General features: G+C 58.0%; 24 protein-coding genes and 1 tRNA gene. 13 read left to right on the plus strand and 12 right to left on the minus strand.

Features of this window, described 5'->3' with window-relative positions:
- Positions 1-264: 264 nt before the first annotated feature.
- The 6 genes from AABC73_RS10145 (at position 265) to cysG (ending at position 7,819) form a co-directional block, all read left to right on the plus strand.
- Entirely contained in the window at positions 265-2,706 is a 2,442-nt protein-coding gene (locus AABC73_RS10145; RefSeq protein WP_341523457.1) for a DNA translocase FtsK 4TM domain-containing protein, read from the plus strand.
- Between the two features lie 78 nt (positions 2,707-2,784).
- Positions 2,785-3,408 (plus strand): outer membrane lipoprotein chaperone LolA, encoded by a 624-nt coding sequence (gene lolA / locus AABC73_RS10150; protein ID WP_341523458.1) that lies wholly within the window; start codon positions 2,785-2,787, stop codon positions 3,406-3,408.
- Positions 3,409-3,427: 19 nt separating this feature from the next.
- The gene (locus AABC73_RS10155) at positions 3,428-4,750 is read left to right on the plus strand and encodes a replication-associated recombination protein A (RefSeq protein ID WP_020290223.1); all 1,323 of its coding nucleotides are present in this window, start codon (positions 3,428-3,430) and stop codon (positions 4,748-4,750) included.
- Positions 4,751-4,752: 2 nt separating this feature from the next.
- Entirely contained in the window at positions 4,753-5,127 is a 375-nt protein-coding gene (crcB, locus tag AABC73_RS10160; protein ID WP_341523459.1) for a fluoride efflux transporter CrcB, read from the plus strand.
- Between the two features lie 16 nt (positions 5,128-5,143).
- Positions 5,144-6,424 carry a serine--tRNA ligase gene (serS, locus tag AABC73_RS10165; protein WP_341523460.1) on the plus strand — a complete coding sequence of 427 codons (1,281 nt, stop codon included), beginning with the start codon at positions 5,144-5,146 and terminating at the stop codon, positions 6,422-6,424.
- Complete coding sequence (gene cysG, locus AABC73_RS10170) at positions 6,425-7,819, plus strand: siroheme synthase CysG (RefSeq protein ID WP_341523461.1); 1,395 nt, start codon at positions 6,425-6,427, stop codon at positions 7,817-7,819.
- Between the two features lie 77 nt (positions 7,820-7,896).
- Here the strand turns inward: cysG and AABC73_RS10175 are convergent, their stop codons facing one another.
- The 7 genes from AABC73_RS10175 to AABC73_RS10205 all read right to left on the minus strand — a co-directional run bounded on the left by AABC73_RS10175 (position 7,897) and on the right by AABC73_RS10205 (position 12,158).
- Positions 7,897-8,904, minus strand: a complete 1,008-nt coding sequence (locus AABC73_RS10175; RefSeq protein ID WP_341523462.1) for a glutathione S-transferase family protein — start codon at positions 8,902-8,904, stop codon at positions 7,897-7,899.
- A gap of 94 nt (positions 8,905-8,998) precedes the next feature.
- The gene (locus tag AABC73_RS10180) at positions 8,999-10,000 is read right to left on the minus strand and encodes a glycosyl transferase family protein (RefSeq protein ID WP_341523463.1); all 1,002 of its coding nucleotides are present in this window, start codon (positions 9,998-10,000) and stop codon (positions 8,999-9,001) included.
- Positions 9,997-10,332: a TusE/DsrC/DsvC family sulfur relay protein gene (locus AABC73_RS10185; RefSeq protein ID WP_341524204.1), complete on the minus strand. Its 336-nt coding sequence runs from the start codon at positions 10,330-10,332 to the stop codon at positions 9,997-9,999. Before AABC73_RS10185 ends, AABC73_RS10180 begins: the two co-directional genes overlap by 4 nt.
- A complete protein-coding gene (tusB, locus tag AABC73_RS10190; protein WP_341523464.1) occupies positions 10,329-10,628 on the minus strand; it encodes a sulfurtransferase complex subunit TusB in 300 nt (99 codons plus the stop codon). Before tusB ends, AABC73_RS10185 begins: the two co-directional genes overlap by 4 nt.
- The gene (tusC, locus tag AABC73_RS10195; protein WP_341523465.1) at positions 10,628-10,990 is read right to left on the minus strand and encodes a sulfurtransferase complex subunit TusC; all 363 of its coding nucleotides are present in this window, start codon (positions 10,988-10,990) and stop codon (positions 10,628-10,630) included. Before tusC ends, tusB begins: the two co-directional genes overlap by 1 nt.
- 1 nt (position 10,991) lies before the next feature.
- Positions 10,992-11,384 carry a sulfurtransferase complex subunit TusD gene (gene tusD / locus AABC73_RS10200; protein ID WP_341524206.1) on the minus strand — a complete coding sequence of 131 codons (393 nt, stop codon included), beginning with the start codon at positions 11,382-11,384 and terminating at the stop codon, positions 10,992-10,994.
- A 102-nt stretch (positions 11,385-11,486) separates the two neighbouring features.
- Complete coding sequence (locus AABC73_RS10205; RefSeq protein ID WP_341523466.1) at positions 11,487-12,158, minus strand: Bax inhibitor-1/YccA family protein; 672 nt, start codon at positions 12,156-12,158, stop codon at positions 11,487-11,489.
- A 122-nt stretch (positions 12,159-12,280) separates the two neighbouring features.
- On the opposite strand from AABC73_RS10205, the gene AABC73_RS10210 reads away from it, so the two are divergent.
- Positions 12,281-12,368: transfer RNA gene (locus AABC73_RS10210), tRNA-Ser, on the plus strand.
- Positions 12,369-12,588: 220 nt separating this feature from the next.
- Here the strand turns inward: AABC73_RS10210 and AABC73_RS10215 are convergent.
- The 3 genes from AABC73_RS10215 to AABC73_RS10225 form a co-directional block, all read right to left on the minus strand.
- Positions 12,589-13,587 (minus strand): NADP-dependent oxidoreductase, encoded by a 999-nt coding sequence (locus AABC73_RS10215; RefSeq protein ID WP_341523467.1) that lies wholly within the window; start codon positions 13,585-13,587, stop codon positions 12,589-12,591.
- A 128-nt stretch (positions 13,588-13,715) separates the two neighbouring features.
- A complete protein-coding gene (locus AABC73_RS10220) occupies positions 13,716-14,504 on the minus strand; it encodes an SDR family oxidoreductase (RefSeq protein WP_341523468.1) in 789 nt (262 codons plus the stop codon).
- A gap of 74 nt (positions 14,505-14,578) precedes the next feature.
- The gene (locus tag AABC73_RS10225) at positions 14,579-15,679 is read right to left on the minus strand and encodes an alkene reductase (RefSeq protein ID WP_341524207.1); all 1,101 of its coding nucleotides are present in this window, start codon (positions 15,677-15,679) and stop codon (positions 14,579-14,581) included.
- A gap of 166 nt (positions 15,680-15,845) precedes the next feature.
- Here AABC73_RS10225 and AABC73_RS10230 point away from each other — a divergent pair, with 166 nt between their 5' ends.
- Positions 15,846-16,454, plus strand: a complete 609-nt coding sequence (locus AABC73_RS10230) for a TetR/AcrR family transcriptional regulator (RefSeq protein WP_341524208.1) — start codon at positions 15,846-15,848, stop codon at positions 16,452-16,454.
- A 26-nt stretch (positions 16,455-16,480) separates the two neighbouring features.
- Here AABC73_RS10230 and AABC73_RS10235 read toward each other — a convergent pair whose 3' ends face one another.
- Positions 16,481-17,089, minus strand: a complete 609-nt coding sequence (locus AABC73_RS10235; RefSeq protein ID WP_341523469.1) for a LysE family translocator — start codon at positions 17,087-17,089, stop codon at positions 16,481-16,483.
- A 113-nt stretch (positions 17,090-17,202) separates the two neighbouring features.
- Between AABC73_RS10235 and AABC73_RS10240 the strand changes: the two genes are divergently transcribed.
- On the plus strand, positions 17,203-18,066 hold the full coding sequence (locus tag AABC73_RS10240) for a LysR family transcriptional regulator (RefSeq protein WP_341523470.1): 864 nt from the start codon (positions 17,203-17,205) through the stop codon (positions 18,064-18,066).
- 138 nt (positions 18,067-18,204) lie between these two features.
- Complete coding sequence (locus tag AABC73_RS10245; protein WP_341523471.1) at positions 18,205-18,663, plus strand: hypothetical protein; 459 nt, start codon at positions 18,205-18,207, stop codon at positions 18,661-18,663.
- 116 nt (positions 18,664-18,779) lie between these two features.
- Here the strand turns inward: AABC73_RS10245 and AABC73_RS10250 are convergent, their stop codons facing one another.
- A complete protein-coding gene (locus AABC73_RS10250) occupies positions 18,780-18,920 on the minus strand; it encodes a hypothetical protein (RefSeq protein WP_331152108.1) in 141 nt (46 codons plus the stop codon).
- On the opposite strand from AABC73_RS10250, the gene AABC73_RS10255 reads away from it, so the two are divergent.
- The 3 genes from AABC73_RS10255 to AABC73_RS10265 all read left to right on the plus strand — a co-directional run bounded on the left by AABC73_RS10255 (position 18,919) and on the right by AABC73_RS10265 (position 22,253).
- On the plus strand, positions 18,919-19,863 hold the full coding sequence (locus AABC73_RS10255) for a LacI family DNA-binding transcriptional regulator (RefSeq protein ID WP_341523472.1): 945 nt from the start codon (positions 18,919-18,921) through the stop codon (positions 19,861-19,863). The genes AABC73_RS10250 and AABC73_RS10255 overlap by 2 nt on opposite strands.
- A 199-nt stretch (positions 19,864-20,062) precedes the next feature.
- A complete protein-coding gene (locus AABC73_RS10260; RefSeq protein ID WP_065833806.1) occupies positions 20,063-21,223 on the plus strand; it encodes a mandelate racemase/muconate lactonizing enzyme family protein in 1,161 nt (386 codons plus the stop codon).
- A gap of 76 nt (positions 21,224-21,299) precedes the next feature.
- A complete protein-coding gene (locus AABC73_RS10265) occupies positions 21,300-22,253 on the plus strand; it encodes a 2-hydroxyacid dehydrogenase (protein WP_341523473.1) in 954 nt (317 codons plus the stop codon).
- Positions 22,254-22,578 lie beyond the last annotated feature (325 nt).

Raw genomic sequence — 22,578 nt, forward strand, 5'->3', positions numbered from 1 at the left:
GAAGCTGAGCAAGGTACGTCTCATAAGTCTTTGTCAGCAAAGGCAATGCGTGCTCAAATTGACCGTTCCCGGTGAGTCTTGAAGATATGCTACACCCAAGCCAGACTAGCGTGGCATCGACGGTGCAAACCCGTACAATGCCTACCTTGTTGTTGTGTTTCGAGTCATCGTCCGGTCTGAGCCTGGCAGCGCACCGTCTACACCCGTTTTCAGGATTGACGATCCATATTTCGTGAATACAGTACGTTCGACGTCAACCATCAGATGTTCGCGCTCCAGCGCAGGAAAAAAAGCGTTTTGAAGAAATCCACCGTAGCACCCAGCCCCGTTCCGCTTTGGCGGCAGCAATTGCACTACCGGCTCAAGGAAGGTGCGCTGATCGCTTTCGGCGCCCTGTGCCTGTATTTGATGATGGCACTGCTGACCTACGACCAGAATGACCCCGGCTGGAGCCATACCAGCAGCGCGGTACAAGTCCAGAACGCGGCCGGGCGTGCGGGTGCTTTCTGTGCTGACATCCTGTTCATGGTGCTGGGCTACTTCGCTTACATATTCCCGTTGTTGCTGGCGATCAAGACGTACCAGATCTTCCGTCATCGCCACGAACCCTGGCAGTGGAGCGGCTGGCTATTCTCCTGGCGCTTGATCGGCCTGGTGTTCCTGGTTCTGGCCGGTGCCGCGCTGGCGCATATTCATTTCCATTTCGCGGCAGGTTTCCCGGGTTCCGCAGGTGGCGTTCTCGGCGAGATTCTCGGCGACATGGCCAAGAAAGCCTTGAACATCCAGGGCAGCACCTTGTTGTTCATTGCCCTGTTTCTGTTCGGCCTGACGGTGTTTACCGATCTGTCCTGGTTCAAGGTCATGGACGTGACCGGCAAGATCACGCTGGATCTGCTGGAGCTGTTTCAGGGCGCGGCCAGCCGCTGGTGGACGGCGCGCAACGAGCGCAAGCAGATGGTCGCGCAACTGCGTGAAGCCGATAGCCGAAACTACGACAAGGTGGCGCCGGTTGCTGGCGAGCGTCGCGAGCCGGTCAAGCCCAGGGAGCGCCCGGTCGAGCCGCCCCGCGAACAAGTCTTCACCAAGCCCGTGGCCGAGCGAGAAAAACACATTGCTGCGGTTATCCCGCCAGCACCTGCCAACGCGCCCGAGCCAAGCAAGCGCGTGCTGAAAGAAAAGCAAGCGTCGTTGTTTGTCGACAGCGCGGTGGAAGGCACTTTGCCACCGATCTCGATTCTGGATCCGGCAGAAAAGAAACAGCTCAATTATTCGCCAGAGTCGCTGGCCGCAGTCGGCAATCTGCTCGAAATCAAACTCAAGGAGTTTGGTGTCGAGGTTACCGTCGATTCGATCCATCCTGGTCCGGTCATCACCCGCTATGAGATTCAACCCGCTGCGGGCGTGAAGGTCAGCCGTATTTCCAACCTGGCCAAGGACCTGGCGCGTTCCCTCGCGGTCACCAGCGTGCGGGTTGTGGAAGTGATTCCTGGCAAGACTACGGTCGGTATCGAGATTCCCAATGAAGACCGGCAGATCGTGCGCTTCTCCGAAGTGCTGGCGACTCCCGAGTATGACGATGCCAAATCCCCGGTAACCCTGGCGTTGGGGCACGACATCGGCGGCAAACCGGTGATCACCGACCTGGCAAAAATGCCGCACTTGCTGGTCGCGGGTACCACCGGTTCCGGTAAGTCGGTCGGTGTGAACGCGATGATTCTGTCGATCCTGTTCAAGTCCGGCCCGGAAGACGCCAAGCTGATCATGATCGACCCGAAAATGCTTGAACTGTCGATCTACGAAGGCATTCCGCACTTGCTTTGCCCGGTAGTCACCGACATGAAGGACGCCGCCAACGCCTTGCGCTGGAGCGTTGCGGAAATGGAGCGTCGCTACAAGCTGATGGCGAAGATGGGCGTGCGTAACCTGTCGGGCTTCAATCAGAAGGTCAGGGAAGCACAGGAAGCCGGGACTCCGCTGGTCGATCCGCTGTACAAGCGCGAAAGCATTCACGACGAAGCGCCGCTGTTGACCAAGTTGCCGACCATCGTGGTGGTGGTGGACGAATTCGCCGACATGATGATGATCGTCGGCAAAAAGGTCGAGGAACTGATCGCACGTATCGCCCAAAAAGCCCGTGCGGCGGGGATTCACCTGATTCTCGCGACCCAGCGACCGTCGGTTGATGTGATTACCGGTCTGATCAAGGCCAACATTCCGACGCGGATGGCGTTTCAGGTATCGAGCAAGATCGACTCGCGGACCATCATCGACCAGGGCGGCGCCGAGCAATTGCTGGGCCACGGTGACATGCTTTACATGCCGCCGGGCACCAGTCTGCCAATCCGGGTCCATGGCGCCTTCGTTTCCGATGATGAGGTTCACCGCGTCGTTGAAGCGTGGAAACTGCGCGGGACGCCGGACTACAACGAAGATATTCTGGCAGGCGTTGAAGAGCCCGGCAGCGGCTTCGATGGCGGCAGCAGCGAAGGTTCCGACGACAGTGAAAGTGATGCGCTCTACGACGAAGCGGTCAAGTTCGTCCTCGAAAGTCGTCGCGCCTCGATTTCAGCGGTCCAGCGCAAGCTGAAGATCGGCTACAACCGCGCTGCGCGCATGATCGAAGCCATGGAGATGGCGGGCGTCGTCACTTCCATGAACACCAACGGGTCTCGCGAAGTCATCGCACCGGCGCCGATGCGTGACTGACAGCAAGACTATGAACAACCTGTCCGCTGATGCATTGGATGCGTCGGCGGGATTTCACCGAACTCAATGAGGACTCCCATGCGTCTTATCCGCATGTTGTTGGTAACTGCACTGACCTTTTCCGCGATCCCGGCCCATGCCGACAGCAAGGATGTCGCGCGGCTGACCCAGTTGCTGGAAAAATCCCAGACCCTTACCGCACGATTCTCCCAGCTGACCCTGGATGGCAGCGGCACTCAGTTGCAGGAAACGGCCGGGCAGATGGCCTTGCAGCGTCCGGGCCTGTTCAACTGGCACACCGATGCGCCACAGGAACAACTGATGGTTTCCGATGGCAAGAAGGTTTCGCTGTGGGACCCCGATCTTGAGCAAGTCACGATCAAGACCCTGGACCAGCGCCTGACTCAAACCCCGGCGCTGCTGCTGTCCGGCGACGTATCGAAGATCAGCGAAAGCTTTGACATCTCGTCCAAGGAAGCGGGCGGCGTGATCGACTTCGTGCTCAAGCCCAAGACCAAGGACACGCTGTTCGACAGCCTGCGTCTGTCGTTCCGCAACGGCATCATCAACGACATGCAGTTGATCGACAGCGTAGGTCAGCGCACCAATATCCTGTTCACTGGCGTGAAGGCCAATGAGCCGATCGCGGCGAGCAAATTCCAGTTCCAGATTCCGAAAGGCGCTGATGTCATTCAGGAATAAGAGGTTTTAAACGTCGCCCATGGACCTGTTTCGAAGTGATCCGATCGCTCAGCCGCTGGCCGCACGCTTGCGTGCGACCAACCTGGACGAATACGTCGGCCAGGAGCATTTGCTTGCCCACGGCAAACCATTGCGTGAAGCGTTGGAGCAGGGCGCGCTGCACTCGATGATCTTCTGGGGGCCGCCGGGCGTTGGCAAAACCACGTTGGCGCGGCTGCTGGCCAAGGTTTCCGATGCGCATTTCGAAACCGTTTCAGCAGTGCTGGCGGGCGTGAAGGAAATTCGCCTGGCCGTCGAAGTGGCCAAGCAGCAGGCCGGGCAATACGGTCGCCGCACAATCCTGTTTGTCGACGAAGTGCATCGCTTCAACAAGTCTCAGCAAGACGCGTTCCTGCCCTATGTCGAAGACGGCACCCTGATTTTCATCGGTGCCACCACAGAAAATCCTTCGTTCGAACTTAACAACGCCTTGCTGTCCCGCGCGCGGGTGTATGTGCTCAAGAGTCTCGACGAATCGGCGTTGCGCAAGCTGGTGCAGCGTGCGCTCACCGAAGACCGTGGGTTGGGTCAGCACCGTTTGAGCCTCAGCGACGAAGGCTTTGCGATGCTGATGGCCGCCGCCGATGGCGATGGTCGACGCATGCTCAATCTGCTGGAGAACGCCTCTGATCTGGCTGAAGACGGCTCGGAAATCGGTCTCGACTTGCTGCAAAGCCTGCTGGGTGACAGCCGACGTCGCTTTGACAAGGGCGGCGAAGCGTTCTACGACCAGATTTCCGCGCTGCATAAATCCATTCGCGGCTCCAATCCTGATGCGGCGCTGTACTGGTTCGCGCGCATGATCGATGGCGGCTGCGATCCGCTGTATCTGGCGCGCCGTGTGGTACGCATGGCCAGTGAAGACATCGGCAATGCCGATCCACGCGCGCTGCCGTTGTGCATGTCCGCCTGGGATGTGCAGGAGCGGCTGGGCAGCCCGGAAGGTGAGCTGGCGGTGGCGCAGGCGATTGTCTATCTGGCCTGTGCGCCGAAAAGCAATGCGGTGTACATGGCCTTCAAGACGGCGATGCGCGAAGCGACCGAGCACGGTTCTCTCGAAGTCCCGCTGCACTTGCGTAACGCGCCGACCAAACTCATGAAACAACTGGGTTACGGCGAAGAATACCGCTATGCCCACGACGAGCCGGATGCCTACGCAGCCGGCGAAGACTACTTTCCTGACGAGCTCGAACCGCGCCAGTATTACCAGCCGGTACCTCGCGGCCTGGAACTGAAAATCGGCGAAAAATTGCGCCATCTGGCTGCGTTGGACGCAGCGAGCCCCCGGCAGCGGAGAAAGTAGTTGTGATCAGAACGATTCTTGCGGTGTCGGTTGCCTGTATCGCTGGTACATTATTGCGCTTCGCTGCTGGCACTTGGGTCAGCGCGAACTGGCCGCGCCATTTTTATACGGCGACACTGGCGGTCAACATCGTCGGTTGCCTGATCATTGGCGTGCTTTACGGGCTGTTCCTGTTGCGCCCGGAAGTGCCCATCGAGATTCGCGCCGGGCTGATTGTCGGCTTTGTAGGTGGTCTAACGACCTTTTCATCCTTTTCACTGGATACGCTGCGCCTGCTGGAAAGCGGGCAAATGCCTCTGGCCCTGGGCTATGCAGGAATCAGCGTGTTCGGCGGGCTGCTCGCGACGTGGGTTGGCCTGTCCCTGACCAGACTTTGATAGACGAGAGAACGATATGCTCGATTCCAAACTGTTACGTACTCAACTTCAGGACGTAGCGGATCGCCTGGCTTCCCGTGGCTTTACACTGGATGTAGCCCGTATCGAAGCGCTGGAAACCCAGCGCAAGACGGTACAGACCCGCACCGAGCAATTGCAGGCCGAGCGTAATGCCCGTTCCAAATCCATTGGTCAGGCCAAGCAGCGTGGCGAAGACATTGCGCCGTTGATGGCTGACGTCGAGCGCATGGCCGAAGAGCTGAGCACCGGCAAAGTGGAGCTGGACGCGATCCAGGCCGAGCTGGACGCGATGCTGCTGAGCATGCCGAACCTGCCTCACGAATCCGTGCCGGTTGGCAAGGACGAAGACGACAACGTAGAAGTCCGCACCTGGGGCACGCCGGCTGTGTTCGATTTCGCCGTTCAAGACCACGTTGCGCTGGGCGAGAAATTCGGCTGGCTGGACTTTGAAACCGCCGCCAAGCTTTCCGGTGCCCGTTTCGCCTTGCTGCGCGGACCTATCGCGCGTCTGCACCGCGCGCTGGCGCAGTTCATGATCAATCTGCATGTCTACGAACACGGTTACGAAGAAGCCTACACGCCGTACCTGGTTCAAGCGCCGGCGCTGCAAGGCACTGGCCAGTTGCCAAAATTCGAAGAGGATCTGTTCAAGATTTCCCGCGAAGGCGAGGCGGATCTGTACCTGATCCCGACGGCGGAAGTGTCGCTGACCAATATCGTTTCCGGCGAGATCCTCGACGCCAAACAGCTGCCGTTGAAGTTCGTCGCGCATACGCCGTGCTTCCGCAGTGAAGCGGGCGCGTCGGGCCGTGACACCCGCGGCATGATTCGTCAGCACCAGTTCGACAAGGTCGAAATGGTCCAGATCGTCGCGCCGGATCAGTCCCAGGCAGCGCTTGAGTCGCTGACCGGCAACGCTGAACGTGTCCTGCAATTGCTTGAGCTGCCTTATCGCGTACTGGCCTTGTGCACAGGCGACATGGGTTTCAGCGCAGTGAAAACCTACGATCTGGAAGTCTGGATCCCGAGCCAGGACAAATTCCGCGAAATTTCGTCGTGCTCCAACTGCGGTGATTTCCAGGCGCGGCGCATGCAGGCTCGCTGGCGCAATCCGGATACCGGCAAGCCGGAACTGGTGCATACCCTGAACGGTTCGGGTCTGGCAGTCGGCCGCACCCTGGTCGCTGTGCTGGAAAACTACCAGCAGGCTGACGGTTCGATTCGCGTGCCTGAAGTACTCAAGCCTTACATGGGCGGTATCGAGGTCATCGGCTAAATGGAATTTCTGCCGCTGTTCCATAACCTGCGTGGCAGCCAAGTGCTGGTCGTGGGCGGTGGCGAGATTGCCCTGCGCAAATCCCGCTTGATCGCCGACGCTGGGGCGCTATTGCGAGTGGTTGCGCCTGAAATCGAGCCGCAACTGGCGCAGTTGGTCAAGGGCAATGGTGGCCAGCTGCTTCTTCGCGGCTACCGCGAAAGCGATCTTGATGGCTGCGTGCTGATCATCGCCGCCACCGATGACGAACCGCTCAACGCTCAGGTTTCCGAGGATGCCAAGTTGCGTTGCGTACCGGTGAACGTGGTCGACGCGCCTGCGCTGTGCAGCGTGATCTTCCCGGCCATCGTTGACCGCTCGCCCTTGGTCATTGCCGTCTCCAGCGGCGGTGATGCTCCGGTGCTGGCGCGGTTGATTCGCGCCAAGCTGGAAACCTGGATTCCGTCGACTTATGGTCAGTTGGCCGGCCTGGCAGCGCGCTTTCGCAGTCAGGTGAAGAATTTGTATCCGGACGTCACCCAGCGTCGCGCTTTCTGGGAAGAGGTTTTCCAGGGGCCGATTGCTGATCGACAACTGGCCGGGCAGGGCGCGGAAGCAGAACGTCTGCTGATGGCCAAGGTTGCGGGCGAGCCGCCGCATGCACCCGGCGAGGTGTATCTGGTCGGCGCAGGGCCGGGTGATCCGGACTTGCTGACGTTCCGTGCCTTGCGCCTCATGCAGCAAGCTGACGTGGTGCTGTATGACCGACTCGTGGCGCCGGCGATTCTGGACCTGTGCCGTCGCGATGCCGAGCGAGTCTACGTCGGCAAGCAGCGCGCCGATCACGCTTTGCCTCAGGATCAGATCAACCGCCAATTGGTGGATCTGGCCAAGCAGGGCAAACGTGTACTGCGCTTGAAGGGCGGCGATCCGTTCATCTTCGGGCGTGGTGGCGAGGAAATCGAGGAACTGGCGGCCCACGGCATTCCGTTCCAGGTCGTGCCGGGTATCACAGCCGCCAGCGGCTGTGCGGCCTACGCCGGGATTCCGCTGACTCATCGGGATCACGCGCAATCGGTGCGTTTCGTGACCGGTCACTTGAAAGATGGCACCACCGATCTGCCGTGGACTGATCTTGTTTCGCCCGGCCAGACGCTGGTGTTCTACATGGGTCTGATCGGTCTGCCGATTATCTGCGAAGAGTTGATCAAACATGGCCGCTCCGCTGATACGCCTGCAGCGCTGATTCAACAAGGCACCACGGTCAATCAGCGGGTGTTCACCGGAACATTGGCGAATTTGCCGCAATTGGTCGCCGAACATGAAGTCCATGCGCCGACCCTGGTGATTGTGGGCGAAGTGGTCAAGTTGCGTGAGAAACTGGCCTGGTTCGAAGGGGCTCAGGCTAGCGTTTGATCCTCTAGAAACGCACGCAAAAACGCCGGACCGTTTGAGGCCTCTGATTCGAGAGTCTTCAAGCAGTCCGGCGTTTTTTATTGCCCGGTTTTGTGCCAGATGTTGCGTCCTGTCAGGCGCTCCCGATCATGGGCTGCGCTCAAATCCTGCTGCGGACCTTTAGGCACTATGCCGGTCGGATTGATGGTGCTGTGACTGGCGTAATAGTGATGCTTGATGTGCTCGAAATCGACCGTTTCAGCCACGCCCGGCCACTGATACAACTCCAGAAGCCAGTTGCGCAGATTCGGGTAGTCGGCGATACGGCGCTGGTTGCATTTGAAATGACCGTGATACACCGGGTCGAAGCGCACGATGGTCGTGAACAGGCGAATATCGGCTTCGGTCAGGTATTCACCGGTCAGGTAACGTTTTTCGCTCAGCAGCTTTTCGAGAGCATCAAGTTCTGTGAACACATCGTCGAAGGCTTCTTCGTAAGCACCTTGCGACGTCGCAAAACCGGCACGGTAAACGCCATTATTCACGGCAGGATAGATGCGGTCGTTCAGTTCATTGATCGGTTGCTGCAAAGCGTCGGGGTACAGGTCCAGGCGATTGCCGGTCAGCCCGTCGAACGCTGAATTGAACATGCGAATGATCTCAGCCGACTCGTTGCTGACGATACGTTGCAGCTTTTTGTCCCACAGCAGCGGCACGGTGACACGCCCGGTGTAATCAGCGGTATCAGCCAGGTAACGCTGGTACAGGAAATTGTGGTTGTCGAGGGGATCGCCGCTGGAGCCTCTTTCAACGTCGAAGGTCCAGCCGTTTTCGCGCATCAACCAGCTGACCACCGAAACATCGATGAGGCTTTCCAGCCCTTTGAGTTTGCGATAAATCAGCGTGCGGTGGGCCCATGGACAGGCCAGCGAGACATAGAGGTGATAGCGACCGGCTTCGGCCTTGAAGCCGCCTTCGCCGGAAGGGCCGGGCTTGCCGTCCGCAGTGATCCAGTTACGGCGCTGCGCTTGCTCTCGCTGAAACGCCCCGTCTTTACTGCTTTCGTACCACTGGTCGTGCCAGCGTCCTTCTACGAGAAGGCCCATATCTGACTCCAAATTCGTTGATTACGTGCTTTGGAGGACAGTCTAGGCCGATTCGTTCGAACAAAAAGCGCAAAGGGTGGGGCGTAACGATCAGTTAAATCGATGTATCTCGATTTGCCCAAAACTGCTCCGCACGTTCAAAGGCTTCATCTCGGGGTAAGCCGAGACCGCGCAAGGCCAGTGCGATGGTGGAAATCAGCGCGAGCTGCGGATAGCTGTCCTGCACCTCACCTTTCCACAAAGCGATCAGTTGTTGCGGGTCCAGCGTTGCGGGCTTCACATGGCGACGATCCGAGAGTGCAGGCCATTCTTCGTCCCAGGGCTGTCCATCGGTGGTGCCATAAAGATGGCTGATGGTGTCAGGATTGATTTCAACTTCGCCGCCGTCACCTTTGACCACGATGGCATGGTCGCCGAGCAAGCCGCTGGCGTCGCGATGAACGCTCTGATAGCCCGGATGAAAAATGCTCTGCAAACCACAACGCGCGCCCAGCGGATTGAGGATTCGTGCCAGCGAGTGAATGGGCGAGCGCAGGCCGAGCGTGTTGCGCAGATCGATCATGCGCTGCAATTGCGGCGCCCAGTCAGCGAGAGGGATGAACGCCAGATTATGTTGTTCAAGCGCGGAGCCGACTTCCTGCCAGTTTCGAGCCAGTGGAACGCCCAGTAATCCCAGCAGCTGTTCGCTATATAAACGTCCGGCGGTATGCGCGCCGCCGCCGTGCATCAGCACCTTCACGCCGTTCTGCGCCAGGCATTTGGCAGCCAGCAGATACCACGGCAGATGACGCTTTTTGCCGGCATAGGTCGGCCAGTCGATGTCCACGGATAATGGCGGCGCATTCAGCCGTTCGCGCACCGCCTCGGTGAACCCCGCCAGCTCTTCTGCGCTTTCTTCCTTATGGCGCAACAGCATCAGGAAAGCACCCAGTTGCGTGTCTTCGACTTTTTCGTCGAGCACCATGCCCATGGCTTCGCGAGCTTCCTCGCGCGTCATGTTGCGGGCCCCGCGCTTGCCTTTGCCAAGAATACGCACGAAGGGCGCAAAAGGGTGCTCAGCGGGAGTTTCAAGTGTGAGCGGGGCGTATTCAGTCATATGCAATTGGTCGGCTTTGGCAGGCCCGCCAGCTTGGCGGCGAGTTTGGCAGGAGTGCCGTTGAACAGGCGATTGAGGTGCATGCTGTTGCCTTTTTCGGGGCCGAGCTTCAATGCGGTGTATTTGATAAGTGGCCGGGTCGCGGGTGACAGCTGGAACTCGGCATAGAAGTCGCGCAGCGTTTGCAGGATTTCCACATGCTCAGGGCTTAGCTCGATGCCTTCCTGAATGGACAAAGCATCAGCGACCGGCAGCGACCAATCGTCGAGGTTGGCGAGAAAGCCGTCCTTGTCCAGGGCAATACTGCGTCCTTCGACCGTCAGATGTTTCATAGCCACGTGTTGACCCTGTCGTAACGGATCGAAAGCTCGACAAATTGCGCATAATCCACACGCTTTACCCAGCTTGGAACCGCCATGTTGCGCGCCTGAATATCTTCTTCAAGGGCATACAGCTCAAAGGTATTGACGCGATCTTCCAGTGCCTGCAACGGCGCGGTTGCCTGCGTCAGCGCGTAGGTGGCGTCGCCGCACAACAACAGCGCATCATTGCGGCCAAGCAGGCGCAAACAGCTGGTCAAGCGGCTGTCGGCGAATGGGGAATGGGATAACACATGTAAGGTGGCCATCAGATTGTAATCACGTGGTCGTAGCGATCGATGAGTTCGGAAATATCCTGCTCCTGGGGAAGCTGGCGAACAGCACTGTTCAAGTTGCCGGGAAACATCCCGCGCTCGGCAAGGCTTTTCCCACAGGCAAAAATATCTTCGATGCCAAACATCTCCAGTGCCTTGAGATTCGCCGTAAGGTCTTTCTGCTGCACGGCGGTCGCGTCCTGCGCTTGATTGAGCTGAAGAACGCCGTCATCCATGAACAGCAGCCCGATCGGTAAATCGTATGCGCCGCCCGCCAGCACGACGTCCAATGCTTCGCGCGCGCTCAATCCAGACCAGGGCGCCTGACGGCTGATCACCAGTAATGACTTGGCCATCTCAAGGCCCTCCGAAACAGATAAGGCGATCGGCTGACTGTGCGGCGTCGTGTAACTGACCCAACCCGGAAAGCTCCCAGGGTGCGGTGAGATTGGCAGAAGGTCGCTGATAACGTTGCGCTTCTTCTTCGTTCAATACCCCACGACGCAAGGCCGCAGCGATGCAGACGACACCATCGAGCTGATTCGCGCTGACGAATTCGCGCCATTGCGCAGCGATGTCCTGTTCGTCCTGAGGCGCGACGACGTTGGTTGAAGCGCTGTAGACGCCATCCTGGTAAAAAAACAGCCGCACGATTTCATGTCCGCCCGCCAGTGCAGCCTGGGCAAACAAAAGTGCCCGGCGAGAAGAGGGCGCATGTGCGGCGGAAAAAAGGGCAATGGCGAACTTCATGGGATGCTCGTTCAGAGAAACTCCGGCAATGATAAAGAATTCACAGGCTCTGGACAGCAAAAAGCCCGCAATGCGGGCTTTTTGTTGACGCTTGGCCATCTATCAATCGTCGCGGCTCATGATGCCGAAGATTTGCAGCAGGCTGATGAACAGGTTGTAGATCGATACATAGAGGCTGACGGTCGCCATGATGTAGTTGCGCTCGCCACCGTGAATGATCGCGCTGGTCTGGAACAGGATGCAGACGGAGGAGAACAGCACGAAACCCGCGCTGATCGCCAGTTGCAGCCCGCTGATCTGGAAGAAGAAGCTCGCCAGCGTTGCGCCCAGCAGCACGAAGAAGCCAGCAGTGATGAAGCCGCCAAGGAAACTCATGTCCTTGCGGGAGATCAGCACGTACGCCGACAAGCCACCAAACACCAGCGCCGTCATGGCAAACGCCGAGCTGACAATTTCAGCACCGCCAGCCATGCCCAGATAACGATTGAGGATCGGGCCAAGCAGGAAACCCATGAAACCGGTCAAGGCGAAGGTCGAAACCAGACCCCATGCCGAATCACGCAGCTTGTTGGTGAGGAAGAACAGGCCGTAGAAGCCGATCAGCACCACAAAAATGTTGGGATAGCCCACGCGCATCTGCTGGGCGACAAAAGCCATGACGCCACTGAATGCAAGGGTTAGGGCCAGAAGACCGTACGTGTTGCGCAGGACGCGGCTAACCTCTATCTGATCGGCCTGCACGCCGTTATTAACTGCGTAATCCTGTTCGCGCATGGCGAAACTCCTAGTGGTTGAAATGTTGAGTTGCAAAGATCATAACAGAGAGCTCGCAAACGGCTACCCAGAGAGTTTGACAGCGTGTTTCATTCGGGTATTATGGCGCCCGCAATGCAAGTGGAGATATGGCCGAGTGGTTTAAGGCAGCAGTCTTGAAAACTGCCGACTGTAACAGGTCCTAGAGTTCGAATCTCTATGTCTCCGCCACTTTTGAAACGCTAAAGCCCTGATATTTCAGGGCTTTTTCGTATCTGGGGTTTAGTGGCGCAAGGCCGTTGCATCAGGCAAAACGTCCGCAACTATTGCAGGCGTCCGTGTAAGTTGGCGCTGGATTTGGCACCACTTTGCAGCTTGTTCGGCATCACCAGATGCGTACGTTGCCTGGTGCTCGTCCGGCCACCGTCAGCTTGCGCGCAATCCATTAGGGTCAGACCAGCTTAATCACTACCTTGCCTTTTGATCTCCCTTGTTCGACATAGCTCAACGCCTTGGCTGTCGACTCGAAAGGGAAGGTTTGGTCGATCACCGGCTTTATGATTCCGGACTCGATGAACGCCGTTATTTCATCGAGTTGAGCACCGCTCTGACGCATAAAGACAAACGCATAGCTGACATTTTTTTTGCGCGCCTTGCTGCGGATGCTGCTGCTCAACATACGCATGATCAAACCGAATACCCAGGACAGTCTTTGCTCTTCAGCGAACTGTGGTGTCGGTGGCCCGGAGATCGAAATGAGCTGGCCTCCCGGCTTGAGAATGCTGAGGGATTTTTCCAGTTCATCAGCGCCCAGGCTGTTCAATACGACGTCGTAGTCCTGCAGGACGCTTTCGAACTTTTGCTTCTTGTAGTCGATGACAATGTCCGCTCCCAGCGCCTTGACCCATTCAACATTGTTTGTGCTGGTGGTTGTCGCGACAAAGGCGCCCAGATGCTTGGCGAGCTGGATAGCAATGCTGCCGACGCCACCGGAGCCAGCCTGGATAAAGACCTTCTGGCCTTTTTTCAGCCTGGAGGTTTCAACCAGTACCTGCCAGGCCGTGAGCGCAACCAGTGGGAGCGAGGCGGCCTCTTCCATGCTGATGTTTCTGGGTTTCAGCGCAAGTGCTTCTTCGGGCACCGCGATCAGCTCGGCAAATGTGCCGATGCGCTGTTCAGGAGGGCGCGCATAAACCTCATCACCCGGCTTGAAGCGCCGCACAGCGGAGCCCACGCCAACCACCACACCAGCAAGGTCATTGCCCAGTATCAACGGGAACGAATACGGCAGGATCAGTTTGAATTCGCCTCTCCTGATCTTCGAATCAAGCACGTTGACGCTGGTCGCATGCACTTGAACAAGAACGTCATGGGCACCGATTTCAGGGGCGGGTACCTCGCTTATGCGTCCATTGTTTTTACCGTAACGGTCGATGGTAAATGCCTTCATGTCGATTCAACTCTCATAGCATTGGCTCGCGGCATCGACCAATCCTGTGGTGATTGTGGTTGAGGTCTCGAATCATGATTTGTCATGTTGGGCAGGCGCTCTTGCACAAGCGCCTGCTTCACGATGTTTTACTGTCTGGCTTTGTAGCGCTCGGCGACTTCGGCTTGCCGAATCTGCGACAGCAAACCCTGGCGCGCAGCCTGCAGGGCATCCCAGCGGTCGGCATCCTGCAATGGTGGGATAGTCACCGGCTCGCGACGATCAAAACCAACCAGTGCCGCATCAACCAGATCACCCACTTCCATGACGTCATTCAGAGTGTTGATGTCGATACCCGCTCGCTCCCAGATTTCGGTACGAGTGGCTGCTGGCAAAACGGCTTGCACGTAGACACCTTTGGGCGCCAGCTCCAGGCTCATGCCCTGTGACAGGAACAGCACGAAGGCCTTGGTCGCGCCGTAGACCGTCATGCCGAACTCAGGCGCCAGGCCAACGACCGAACCTATGTTGATAATCGCGCCGTCCCCAGCTTGGGCCAGGCGTGGGGCGATAGCGCTGGCAAGCCTTACCAGTGCAGTCGTGTTCAGCGTAACCAACTGGGCAACGCTTTCAGTGGACTGTTCGATAAAGCTGCCGGATTGCGCGGCGCCTGCATTGTTTACCAGGATGCCGATACTGGAATCATCGCGCAGACGTGTTTCCACCGTCGTCAGGTCGCCGCTTTGGGTCAGGTCGGCCTGGAGCACATCAACGGATACATTGTGTTTTTCACGCAGTTGCGCCGCGAGGGCGTCCAGGCGTTTTTTGTCGCGGGCTACCAGTACGAGACTGTGTCCGCGTTGCGCAAAGCGCTCTGCATAGGTGGCGCCGATGCCAGTGGAGGCGCCGGTAATCAAAACGGTAGTAGGCTTGGTCATGGCAAGATTCTCTGCTGTAGATATCGATTGGCGATTCACACGTATCGCTCGGAAGGCGAGCAACAGTGATTTTGTCAGTGGTTTTGGTGAGTGCTCTCAGCGAGCGTCGGGTAGTCGATGTAGCCGGCTGCGCCGCCGCCGTACAAGGTAGTCGGGTCAAATGCAGACAAAACGGCATCGGTCTTGAGTCGCTCAACCAAATCAGGGTTGGCAATAAATGGACGACCGAAGGCAATGAGATCGGCCTTGTTTTCGATCAGCGTCGAGGTGGCCAGATTCAGGTCGTAGCCATTGTTGGCGATGTAGGTATTTTTGAAGCGTCGACGCAAGGAGTTGAAGTCAAAGGGCGCCACATCGCGCGGCCCGCCGGTGGCGCCTTCGACCACATGCAGGTAAACCAGGCCCAGCACGTCGAGTTGATCGACGAGGTAGTCGAATTGAGCTTGCGGGTCGCTACTGGAAACATCATTGGCGGGGGAGACTGGAGAGATCCGAATACCCGTTCGCTCAGCACCGATTTCGCTGACTACAGCCGCTGCGACTTCCAGTAGCAAACGAGCGCGATTTTCAACCGAGCCACCGTAGGCATCGGTGCGCACATTCGCTCCGTCCTTGAGGAACTGGTCAAGCAAGTAGCCGTTCGCTCCATGGATTTCTACGCCATCAAAACCTGCAGCAATCGCGTTTGCTGCGGCTAGGCGAAAGTCTTTGACGACTCCTGCAAGCTCGCCGATGTCGAGGGCCCGAGGTTGCGAGACATCCACGAAGCTGTTGTTGACGAAAACCTTCGTCGCCGCGCGAAGCGCAGAAGGTGCTACCGGAGCTGCGCCATTTTCCTGAAGGTCAACATGGGACACTCGCCCGACGTGCCACAGCTGCAGGAAAATACGCCCGCCCTTCGCATGGACGGCTTCTGTGACTGCACGCCATGCCTCTATCTGCGCCTGGGTATAAATCCCTGGCGTATCTTGATAGCCCTGTCCTTGCTGTGAGATCTGGGTAGCCTCGGAAATCAGCAACCCGGCGGAAGCTCGCTGGCCGTAATAGGTGGCAGCCAATTCGCTCGGAACAAAGCCCGCGCCAGCGCGGTTTCGCGTCAGTGGCGCCATAACGATTCTGTTAGAAAGCGTCAGCGAGCCGAGGTTGTAAGGCTCAAACAAAGTCTTGTGGTTCATATCGATTCCATAACCGTTAATCAATGACGCGATCTGCGCCGTGCTGGTAGAGATTCGCCAATACGGATTTATGATGTCGATCATAATCAAAGCTGTCAATAGTTTTGATTATGATCGACATCAGAGTATAGTCAGGCCATTGTTTTATCAGGCTGAGGGGCGCGAAATGAAGATCACCAAGACCCAATCACTCGCCAACCGGGCTCGTATAGTGGAAACGGCTTCAGAGCTATTTCGTGAGCGTGGCTACGATGGTGTGGGTGTGGCGGAGCTGATGGCTACTGCCGGTTTTACCCAGGGAGGCTTTTACAAGCACTTCGGTTCCAAGGCGGATTTGATGGCCGAGGCCGCTGAAAAAAGCCTCTCACAATCTCTCGCCAGCACTTGCAACCTCGACGTTGCGGGCTTCATCAATGTGTATGTGTCGAGAGATCACCGCGACGGCAGGGGAGGCGGTTGCACCATGGCGGCGCTGTGTGGCGACGCTGCCCGTCAGTCAGATGAGTTGAAGGGGACGTTTGTCAGCGGAGTCGAAAATACGCTGGCAGCACTCGAGGATAAGTATCAGGCGGGCCAGGAGGAGCCGCAGCAAAACGTTCGAGCGAAAATGATCGATCTGCTCGCGCATGCGATAGGTGCCGTCATGTTGTCGAGGGCCTGTCCGGATGACTCTCCTCTGGCGGATGAAATACTCGAGGTTTGCCGTGCCGAGCTAATAAAGTCGTTGCCGTCGGCTGAGCAAAAAACAGCAGATGAAGTGCAAGAAGGGGTTTGATTCGGCGCGCGCAAGCAGCCTTTCCGTCAGGTATGGATAGGCAGGGCCAGCCCGAAAAGTACAAAAAAACCACCACAGACTTTATTGAATCGGCGCCCGGTGCGAGCCAGCCAGGGTCTGACGCGGTGCGCTGCGCTGGCCACCAAATATTCAACGACGAATTCCACGACTGCGTAAGTCAACGCGATGGTGATCGTCTGCGCGACGATGCTTCTGTGCGGATCCAGGAAGGGTGGAATAAACGCGGTGAACAGCAGCAGTGCTTTGGGGTTTGAAATGGCCGATACCAGCCCTTGGCGGAACAGCGACCAAGGTCGGAAACTTGTGGTCCCGGTCGCATCAAGGCTGACTGGCGCAGACCGCCACAGCCCGAAGCCCAACCAGATCAGATAGAGCCCGCCGACAACCTTCAATGCTGTGAACCAGCTGGCCGACGCCTGGATCAGCGCACCCAATCCCAAGGCGCAAAGCGAAAGCACGGCGGCAAAGCCAAGCACGCCGCCCGTGATGGTGAACAGCGTTCTACGACTCCCGTGAATGGCTCCATGGGTCAGCACCAATAGCGCGTTGGGCCCCGGTACTACCGCTATGCCGCAGCAGGTAACCAGATAGAGCAACCAGGTCTCGAATGGCATGATCAGATCCAGGTATGTATTGATTCAGGCCAGCATCCTGCGGGTGAACAACCGTCATGAAAAGCGCATAATTCACGTCTTGGTCATTCGATTAACGAATAGAGGTAACCGCGATGCCTGCCAGCGATTTGCAGATCGATTGGCTCAAGTGCTTTGTGGCAGTGGTGGATGCGGGTTCGCTATCTGGCGCAGCCCACGAGGTCAACAGATCGCAGTCCGCCGTCAGCATGCAGATGAAGAAGCTGGAGGCCGCGCTTGGACGTCAATTGTTGAATCGTGGCCCGAGGCACCTGCGACTGACCGCTGACGGCCAGACGCTGCTGACCTACGCCCGTCGCATGCTCGCCCTTCATGCCGAGACCCAGGCGGCTTTTCACGGTGAAGAATTAACCGGACGAATTCGCCTTGGCGTCGCTGAGGACTACGCAGCACGGTATCTCACGCCGGTTCTGAAGCGTTTTTCGCCGCGCTACGCAGGCGTGGAAATAGAGCTGACCTGTGAACAATCGACCGCGCTTATCCCGCGTGTGCGAAGCGGCGATCTAGATCTTGCGCTGGTGTCCAGAGACTCGCCTCAAAGCGGTACATTTCTCTTCAAGGAGCCCATGGTCTGGGTTGGCTCAGCACAGTTCGAACTGTGGCGGCGAGACCCGGTGCCTATCGCGGTTTACGAAAGTGCAAGCCTGGCTCGGCATTATGCGGTGAATTCGCTGACCCAACAGGGACGCCAATTCAAGGTGGTATACAACAGCTCCAGCCTTGCTGGCCAGGTGGCCGCCGTTGAGGGTGGTCTCGCTATTGCCGCGATCACTCAGTGCACCGTGCAGGCATCGCTTCAAGTCCTGGGTAGCGAGCACGGCCTGGGAAACATTGAGCCTATGGAAGTTTCGATTCTGCGTAGCCGAGCCTCTCGCGGGTCTAAAGCGGTCAACAGCCTTCATGCTTTCATCATCAGCGCGCTGAGACTTCACGCGTAGTTTTTTCCTTGGTAAGCCCGTGGGTTTTTTCGGATTTCTATGGTTGGCAATCTCTCAGCCCCATCAACTACCCGCGTTCTTTCCCAGCCCGCGACTATGCTGTAGGGAGTCTTGACACGGAGGTTGAAGACGATGCACTTGGGTGGGTCAACCCTGAAACTGAATTACCAGCATCCGGGTGGCATTGTTCACACGGCGTTGCTGGAGGTATTTCCGCAATTGGGCGTGGACGTTCGCTACGAATCCATTCTCAACCTGATCATCGATGCCAGGGCCGGTTGTTCGGCGGCGGTGCCGCTTGAATCCATTACGGTGGTTATCACTGCGATTACCGATTGCAGCTGTGAGGTCCTGATCGATGGCTATGTCCGGCGTGATCCGGATCGGCCGCGCGATTTTGTCTATCCCAGTAACTGTGGGGATATCTCCCGCGCGCTGGACCAACGCCTGTGCAGTGCGCTACCCATCTGTCCGGTGTCATTTCAGGAGCAGTTGCGAATCAGATATGGCGACAGGCCTCGGCAAAAATCCAGTCGCTTGTGGTTGCTGGTGACGGTTTTATGCTGGGGCGGGATTGGGTATTGGTTGCTCAAGTAATACCCCGATATGCAGCCTCGCAGGCTTTGCATCCCTCAAGCCAAAACCAAGTATCGTGAATGTTCTGCGCGGCTTTGATAGATTCACTGCGCTAACAGCCTGCTTTCACAGCAGTTTCAGATATCGAGCTTCAGATTCGGAATGTTCATGGCGAAGAAACCCGCAGCATCCCCCATTGATTTGTCGTCGGCTGCAACCAGGAAAGGCTCCAGCCTGACATTGATTGATGTGGCAAAGGTTGCCGGTGTCTCACCCATGACTGTCTCCAGGGCATTGCATCGACCGGAACTGGTGACCGAAGAAACCCGGGAAAAGGTCCGCGAGGCTGTGCGCAAGACCGGGTATGTGTCGAACATGCTGGCTGGCGGCCTGGCCAGTAACAAAAGCCGTCTGGTGGCGATTTTCCTGCCGACCATTGCCAACTCGATTTTTGCCGACACTGTGCAATCGCTGATGGATCGTCTGACCGAAGCGGGTTATCAGGCACTGCTGGGTCTAACCGGTTATTCCGCAGAACAGGAAGAAAAACTCCTGGAAGCCGTCCTCGGCCGCCGTCCGGATGGCATCGTTCTGACCGGCACACTGCACACCGAATCCAGCCGCTTGCGCCTTGCTCAGGCAGGCATTCCTGTGGTCGAAGCCTGGGACTTGAGTGAAGATCCGCTGGACATGCTGGTGGGTTTCTCTCATGAAAAAGTCGGGGAGGAGACCGCGCGACATCTGGTCGCCAAGGGCTACAAACGGTTTTCAGTGGTGACCATCAGTGACCCCCGTGGCTTGCGCCGTTGCAATAGCCTGATTGCCGAGCTCAAACGCTTGGGCCTGGACGAAGTGCCGATGGAGGTTTTGGCTCCGCCGGCAACGCTTGAAGTCGGAAGGGAAGGGCTTCGGCGGTTGCTGGAACGGCCGGTACGACCGGATATCGTCGTGTGCAGCTCCGATACCGTGGCCCAGGGTGTGCTGGCGGAAGCCGCCAGTCGCGGGATGCAGGTGCCTTCGGATCTCGCGGTGATGGGGTTCGGCGATTTGAGCAGCGCGGCGCAGGTGTACCCGGCCTTATCGACGGTCAGCGTTGATGGCAAAAGAATCGGCCTGCAAGTGGCCCAGGCGCTGCTTGAGCGCTTCGCCTATCCATCGGGCAGCCACGAGCCGGTGCGAATTGATACTGGTTTCACCCTGATCGATCGCGCCAGTACCTGAGCAAAACCCCGCAAACGTTGATTGCCTGGTAGTTGAATGATTGCGCAATCAGTGTAATATCCGTCCACAGGTCGGCTGTTCTATCGGGCAGCGTCTTTTTTATAACAGTAGATGATTGCGCAATCATTGCATGCTCACGCCTTATCCGGACGGGTATCTGATTCTCTGCTCAAGACATCACGATTGAAGGGGAGCACCCATGCTCGCACAACAACAATCCATCAAGTCCGCTGATGATGACCGCATTGCCTGGGTTCGGGTTTCGTCGGTCATTCTGCCGCTGGCCAACCCGATCAGCGATGCCAAGGTGCTGACCGGTCGACAAAAGCCGATGACCGAAATCGTCATCCTGTTCGCTGAAATCGAAACCGTTGACGGCCATAGCGGCCTTGGCTTCAGCTACTCCAAGCGTGCCGGCGGGCCGGGACAATTTGCCCATGCCAAGGAAATCGCCCCGGCGCTGATCGGCGAAAACCCCAGTGACATCGCCAAGTTGTGGACCAAGCTGTGCTGGGCCGGCGCATCGGTGGGCCGCAGCGGCATGTCGACCCAGGCGATCGGCGCCTTCGATGTGGCGTTGTGGGATCTGAAAGCCAAGCGCGCCAACCTGTCGCTGGCCCGCTTGCTGGGTGCGCAACGTGATTCGGTGCGCTGCTACAACACCTCCGGCGGTTTCCTGCACACGCCGCTGGATCAGTTGATGAAGAACACCGACCTGTCCCGGGAAAAGGGTATTGGCGGCATCAAGCTGAAAGTCGGCCAGCCGGACTGCGCCATCGACATCAAACGCGTCAGCACGGTTCGCAAACACCTGGGTGATGACTTCCCGCTGATGGTCGATGCCAACCAGCAATGGGATCGCCCAACGGCGCAGCGCATGTGCCGTCGATTTGAAGAGCACAACCTGATCTGGATCGAAGAACCCCTGGACTGCTACGACGCGGAAGGCCATGCCGCGCTGGCGCAGCAATTCGATACGCCGATTGCCACCGGCGAAATGCTCACCAGCGTTGCCGAACACGCCGAGTTCATCAAGCTGCGCGGCGCTGACTTCCTGATGCCCGACGCACCGCGCGTCGGCGGCATCACGCCTTACCTGAAAGTCGCGGCAATGGCCGAGCAAGCAGGTCTGATGCTCGCACCGCACTTCGCCATGGAACTGCACGTTCACCTGGCCGCTGCCTATCCGACCGAGCCTTGGGTCGAGCATTTCGAGTGGCTTGAGCCGCTGTTCAACGAGCGTCTGGAAACCCGCGACGGGCGAATGCTTGTGCCAACCCGGCCCGGTTTGGGGCTGACGCTCAGCGGACAGGTCAAGCCGTGGACAGCTCAGGAAGCCGAAGTCGGAACTCGTCCCTGAACTGAACCGCGCTGTGGCTTGCAGCGCCCTGGTGTGCGAGGCTCTGACCAGAGCCTCTATAAAAGGATGAACAACGATGATCGACAGCAAAAGCGATGTTTTAGTCTGGGGTCCCATGCATGCGTCCTTGATGCAGGCGCTGGAAGCTAACGTCAATGTGCACAAGCGTTGGGAGATAGTCGACTTCGACAGTTGGGCGGTTTCCCACGCCGAAGCCATACGCATCGTGGTTACCAGCGGTGTGTACGGTGCCGATAACGCGACGCTGGATAAGCTGCCCAATCTCGAAGCGATCACCAGTTTTGGTGTCGGTTATGACGCGGTCGACACCGCTTACCTGGCCGGTCGCGGCATCCAGTTGAGCAACACGCCCGACGTGCTCAACAACGCCGTGGCCGAAACCGCGCTCGCGCTGATGCTCTGCGTGTCACGGCGCATCAGCGAAGCCGAACGCTTCGTGCGAGCGGGCAAATGGCAGCAGGCGAAATTCCCGCTGGGCAACGACCTGCATGGCAAAACCTGCGGCATCGTCGGGTTGGGGAAAATCGGCAAAACCATTGCCAGACTCGTCAGCGCATTCGATATGCACGTCGCCTATTTCCGGCCAAGCGGGCCTTATGCCGATGTTTCCTACGCTCATTACGCTGATCTTCAGGAACTCGCAGCGGCTGCGGATTACCTGGTCGTCATCGTTCCCGGTGGCGCTGACACGCGACACTTGATCAACCGTGAAGTCCTGCGCGCACTCGGCCCGTCGTCATTTCTGATCAACGTTGCCCGGGGCACCGTCGTTGACGAAGCCGCGTTGGTGGCTGCGTTGCTTGAATCTGAAATCGGTGGCGCCGGGCTGGATGTGTTCGATGACGAACCTAATGTTCCGGCCGAATTGATCGCGATGGATAACGTCGTGCTGCTGCCGCACATCGGCAGCGGCACCCACGAGACTCGCCAGGCCATGGCGGATCTGGTCTATGCGAATCTTGCCGCGTGGTTTGAGCACGGAAAGCTGGTGACGCCGGTGGGTTTGTAGGGGCCAACTTGTTGGCGAGGTGTTAGTCCTGCGTAAACAGGGTGATTGTCTCGCGAACAAGTTCGCTCCTTTCATGTCGCCAGCGTGAATCGGTCAGCGTCATTGTTTCGGAGCCCCGCTTCGAATCGGGTGGCACCAACGGCATTTGCGGTGCGGCTTAGTGAGGTTTCGCCCTGACGGTCGACCCCCTTTGTTTCGGCAAAGGGGGGAAACCATTCTGCGCTGACGTCCGGCCCCTGCTTCGCAGGGGTTCCTTCGCTCCGGTGCCGTGGTGTGGGTACGCGCCGACGCGCCATCCCTGGCGCAACGGCGCTCGACCGGCATC

Origin of the sequence: Pseudomonas sp. G.S.17 (genome assembly GCF_038096165.1) — a bacterium.
GTDB lineage: Bacteria > Pseudomonadota > Gammaproteobacteria > Pseudomonadales > Pseudomonadaceae > Aquipseudomonas.

Excerpts from the sequence above, each read along its gene's own strand:
- AABC73_RS10205 (WP_341523466.1), bottom strand. The coding sequence starts at position 12,158 with ATGCGCGAACAGGATTACGCAGTTAATAACGGCGTGCAGGCCGATCAG.
- AABC73_RS10220 (WP_341523468.1), bottom strand. The coding sequence starts at position 14,504 with ATGACCAAGCCTACTACCGTTTTGATTACCGGCGCCTCCACTGGCATC.
- AABC73_RS10225 (WP_341524207.1), bottom strand. The coding sequence starts at position 15,679 with ATGAACCACAAGACTTTGTTTGAGCCTTACAACCTCGGCTCGCTGACG.
- AABC73_RS10145 (WP_341523457.1), top strand. The coding sequence starts at position 265 with ATGTTCGCGCTCCAGCGCAGGAAAAAAAGCGTTTTGAAGAAATCCACC.
- AABC73_RS10185 (WP_341524204.1), bottom strand. The coding sequence starts at position 10,332 with ATGAAACATCTGACGGTCGAAGGACGCAGTATTGCCCTGGACAAGGAC.
- AABC73_RS10265 (WP_341523473.1), top strand. The coding sequence starts at position 21,300 with ATGATCGACAGCAAAAGCGATGTTTTAGTCTGGGGTCCCATGCATGCG.
- AABC73_RS10240 (WP_341523470.1), top strand. The coding sequence starts at position 17,203 with ATGCCTGCCAGCGATTTGCAGATCGATTGGCTCAAGTGCTTTGTGGCA.
- AABC73_RS10250 (WP_331152108.1), bottom strand. The coding sequence starts at position 18,920 with ATGGGTGAGACACCGGCAACCTTTGCCACATCAATCAATGTCAGGCTG.
- AABC73_RS10255 (WP_341523472.1), top strand. The coding sequence starts at position 18,919 with ATGACTGTCTCCAGGGCATTGCATCGACCGGAACTGGTGACCGAAGAA.
- serS (WP_341523460.1), top strand. The coding sequence starts at position 5,144 with ATGCTCGATTCCAAACTGTTACGTACTCAACTTCAGGACGTAGCGGAT.
- tusB (WP_341523464.1), bottom strand. The coding sequence starts at position 10,628 with ATGGCCACCTTACATGTGTTATCCCATTCCCCATTCGCCGACAGCCGC.
- AABC73_RS10175 (WP_341523462.1), bottom strand. The coding sequence starts at position 8,904 with ATGGGCCTTCTCGTAGAAGGACGCTGGCACGACCAGTGGTACGAAAGC.
- lolA (WP_341523458.1), top strand. The coding sequence starts at position 2,785 with ATGCGTCTTATCCGCATGTTGTTGGTAACTGCACTGACCTTTTCCGCG.
- AABC73_RS10215 (WP_341523467.1), bottom strand. The coding sequence starts at position 13,587 with ATGAAGGCATTTACCATCGACCGTTACGGTAAAAACAATGGACGCATA.
- AABC73_RS10230 (WP_341524208.1), top strand. The coding sequence starts at position 15,846 with ATGAAGATCACCAAGACCCAATCACTCGCCAACCGGGCTCGTATAGTG.
- cysG (WP_341523461.1), top strand. The coding sequence starts at position 6,425 with ATGGAATTTCTGCCGCTGTTCCATAACCTGCGTGGCAGCCAAGTGCTG.
- AABC73_RS10180 (WP_341523463.1), bottom strand. The coding sequence starts at position 10,000 with ATGACTGAATACGCCCCGCTCACACTTGAAACTCCCGCTGAGCACCCT.
- tusD (WP_341524206.1), bottom strand. The coding sequence starts at position 11,384 with ATGAAGTTCGCCATTGCCCTTTTTTCCGCCGCACATGCGCCCTCTTCT.
- AABC73_RS10235 (WP_341523469.1), bottom strand. The coding sequence starts at position 17,089 with ATGCCATTCGAGACCTGGTTGCTCTATCTGGTTACCTGCTGCGGCATA.
- tusC (WP_341523465.1), bottom strand. The coding sequence starts at position 10,990 with ATGGCCAAGTCATTACTGGTGATCAGCCGTCAGGCGCCCTGGTCTGGA.
- AABC73_RS10155 (WP_020290223.1), top strand. The coding sequence starts at position 3,428 with ATGGACCTGTTTCGAAGTGATCCGATCGCTCAGCCGCTGGCCGCACGC.
- AABC73_RS10260 (WP_065833806.1), top strand. The coding sequence starts at position 20,063 with ATGCTCGCACAACAACAATCCATCAAGTCCGCTGATGATGACCGCATT.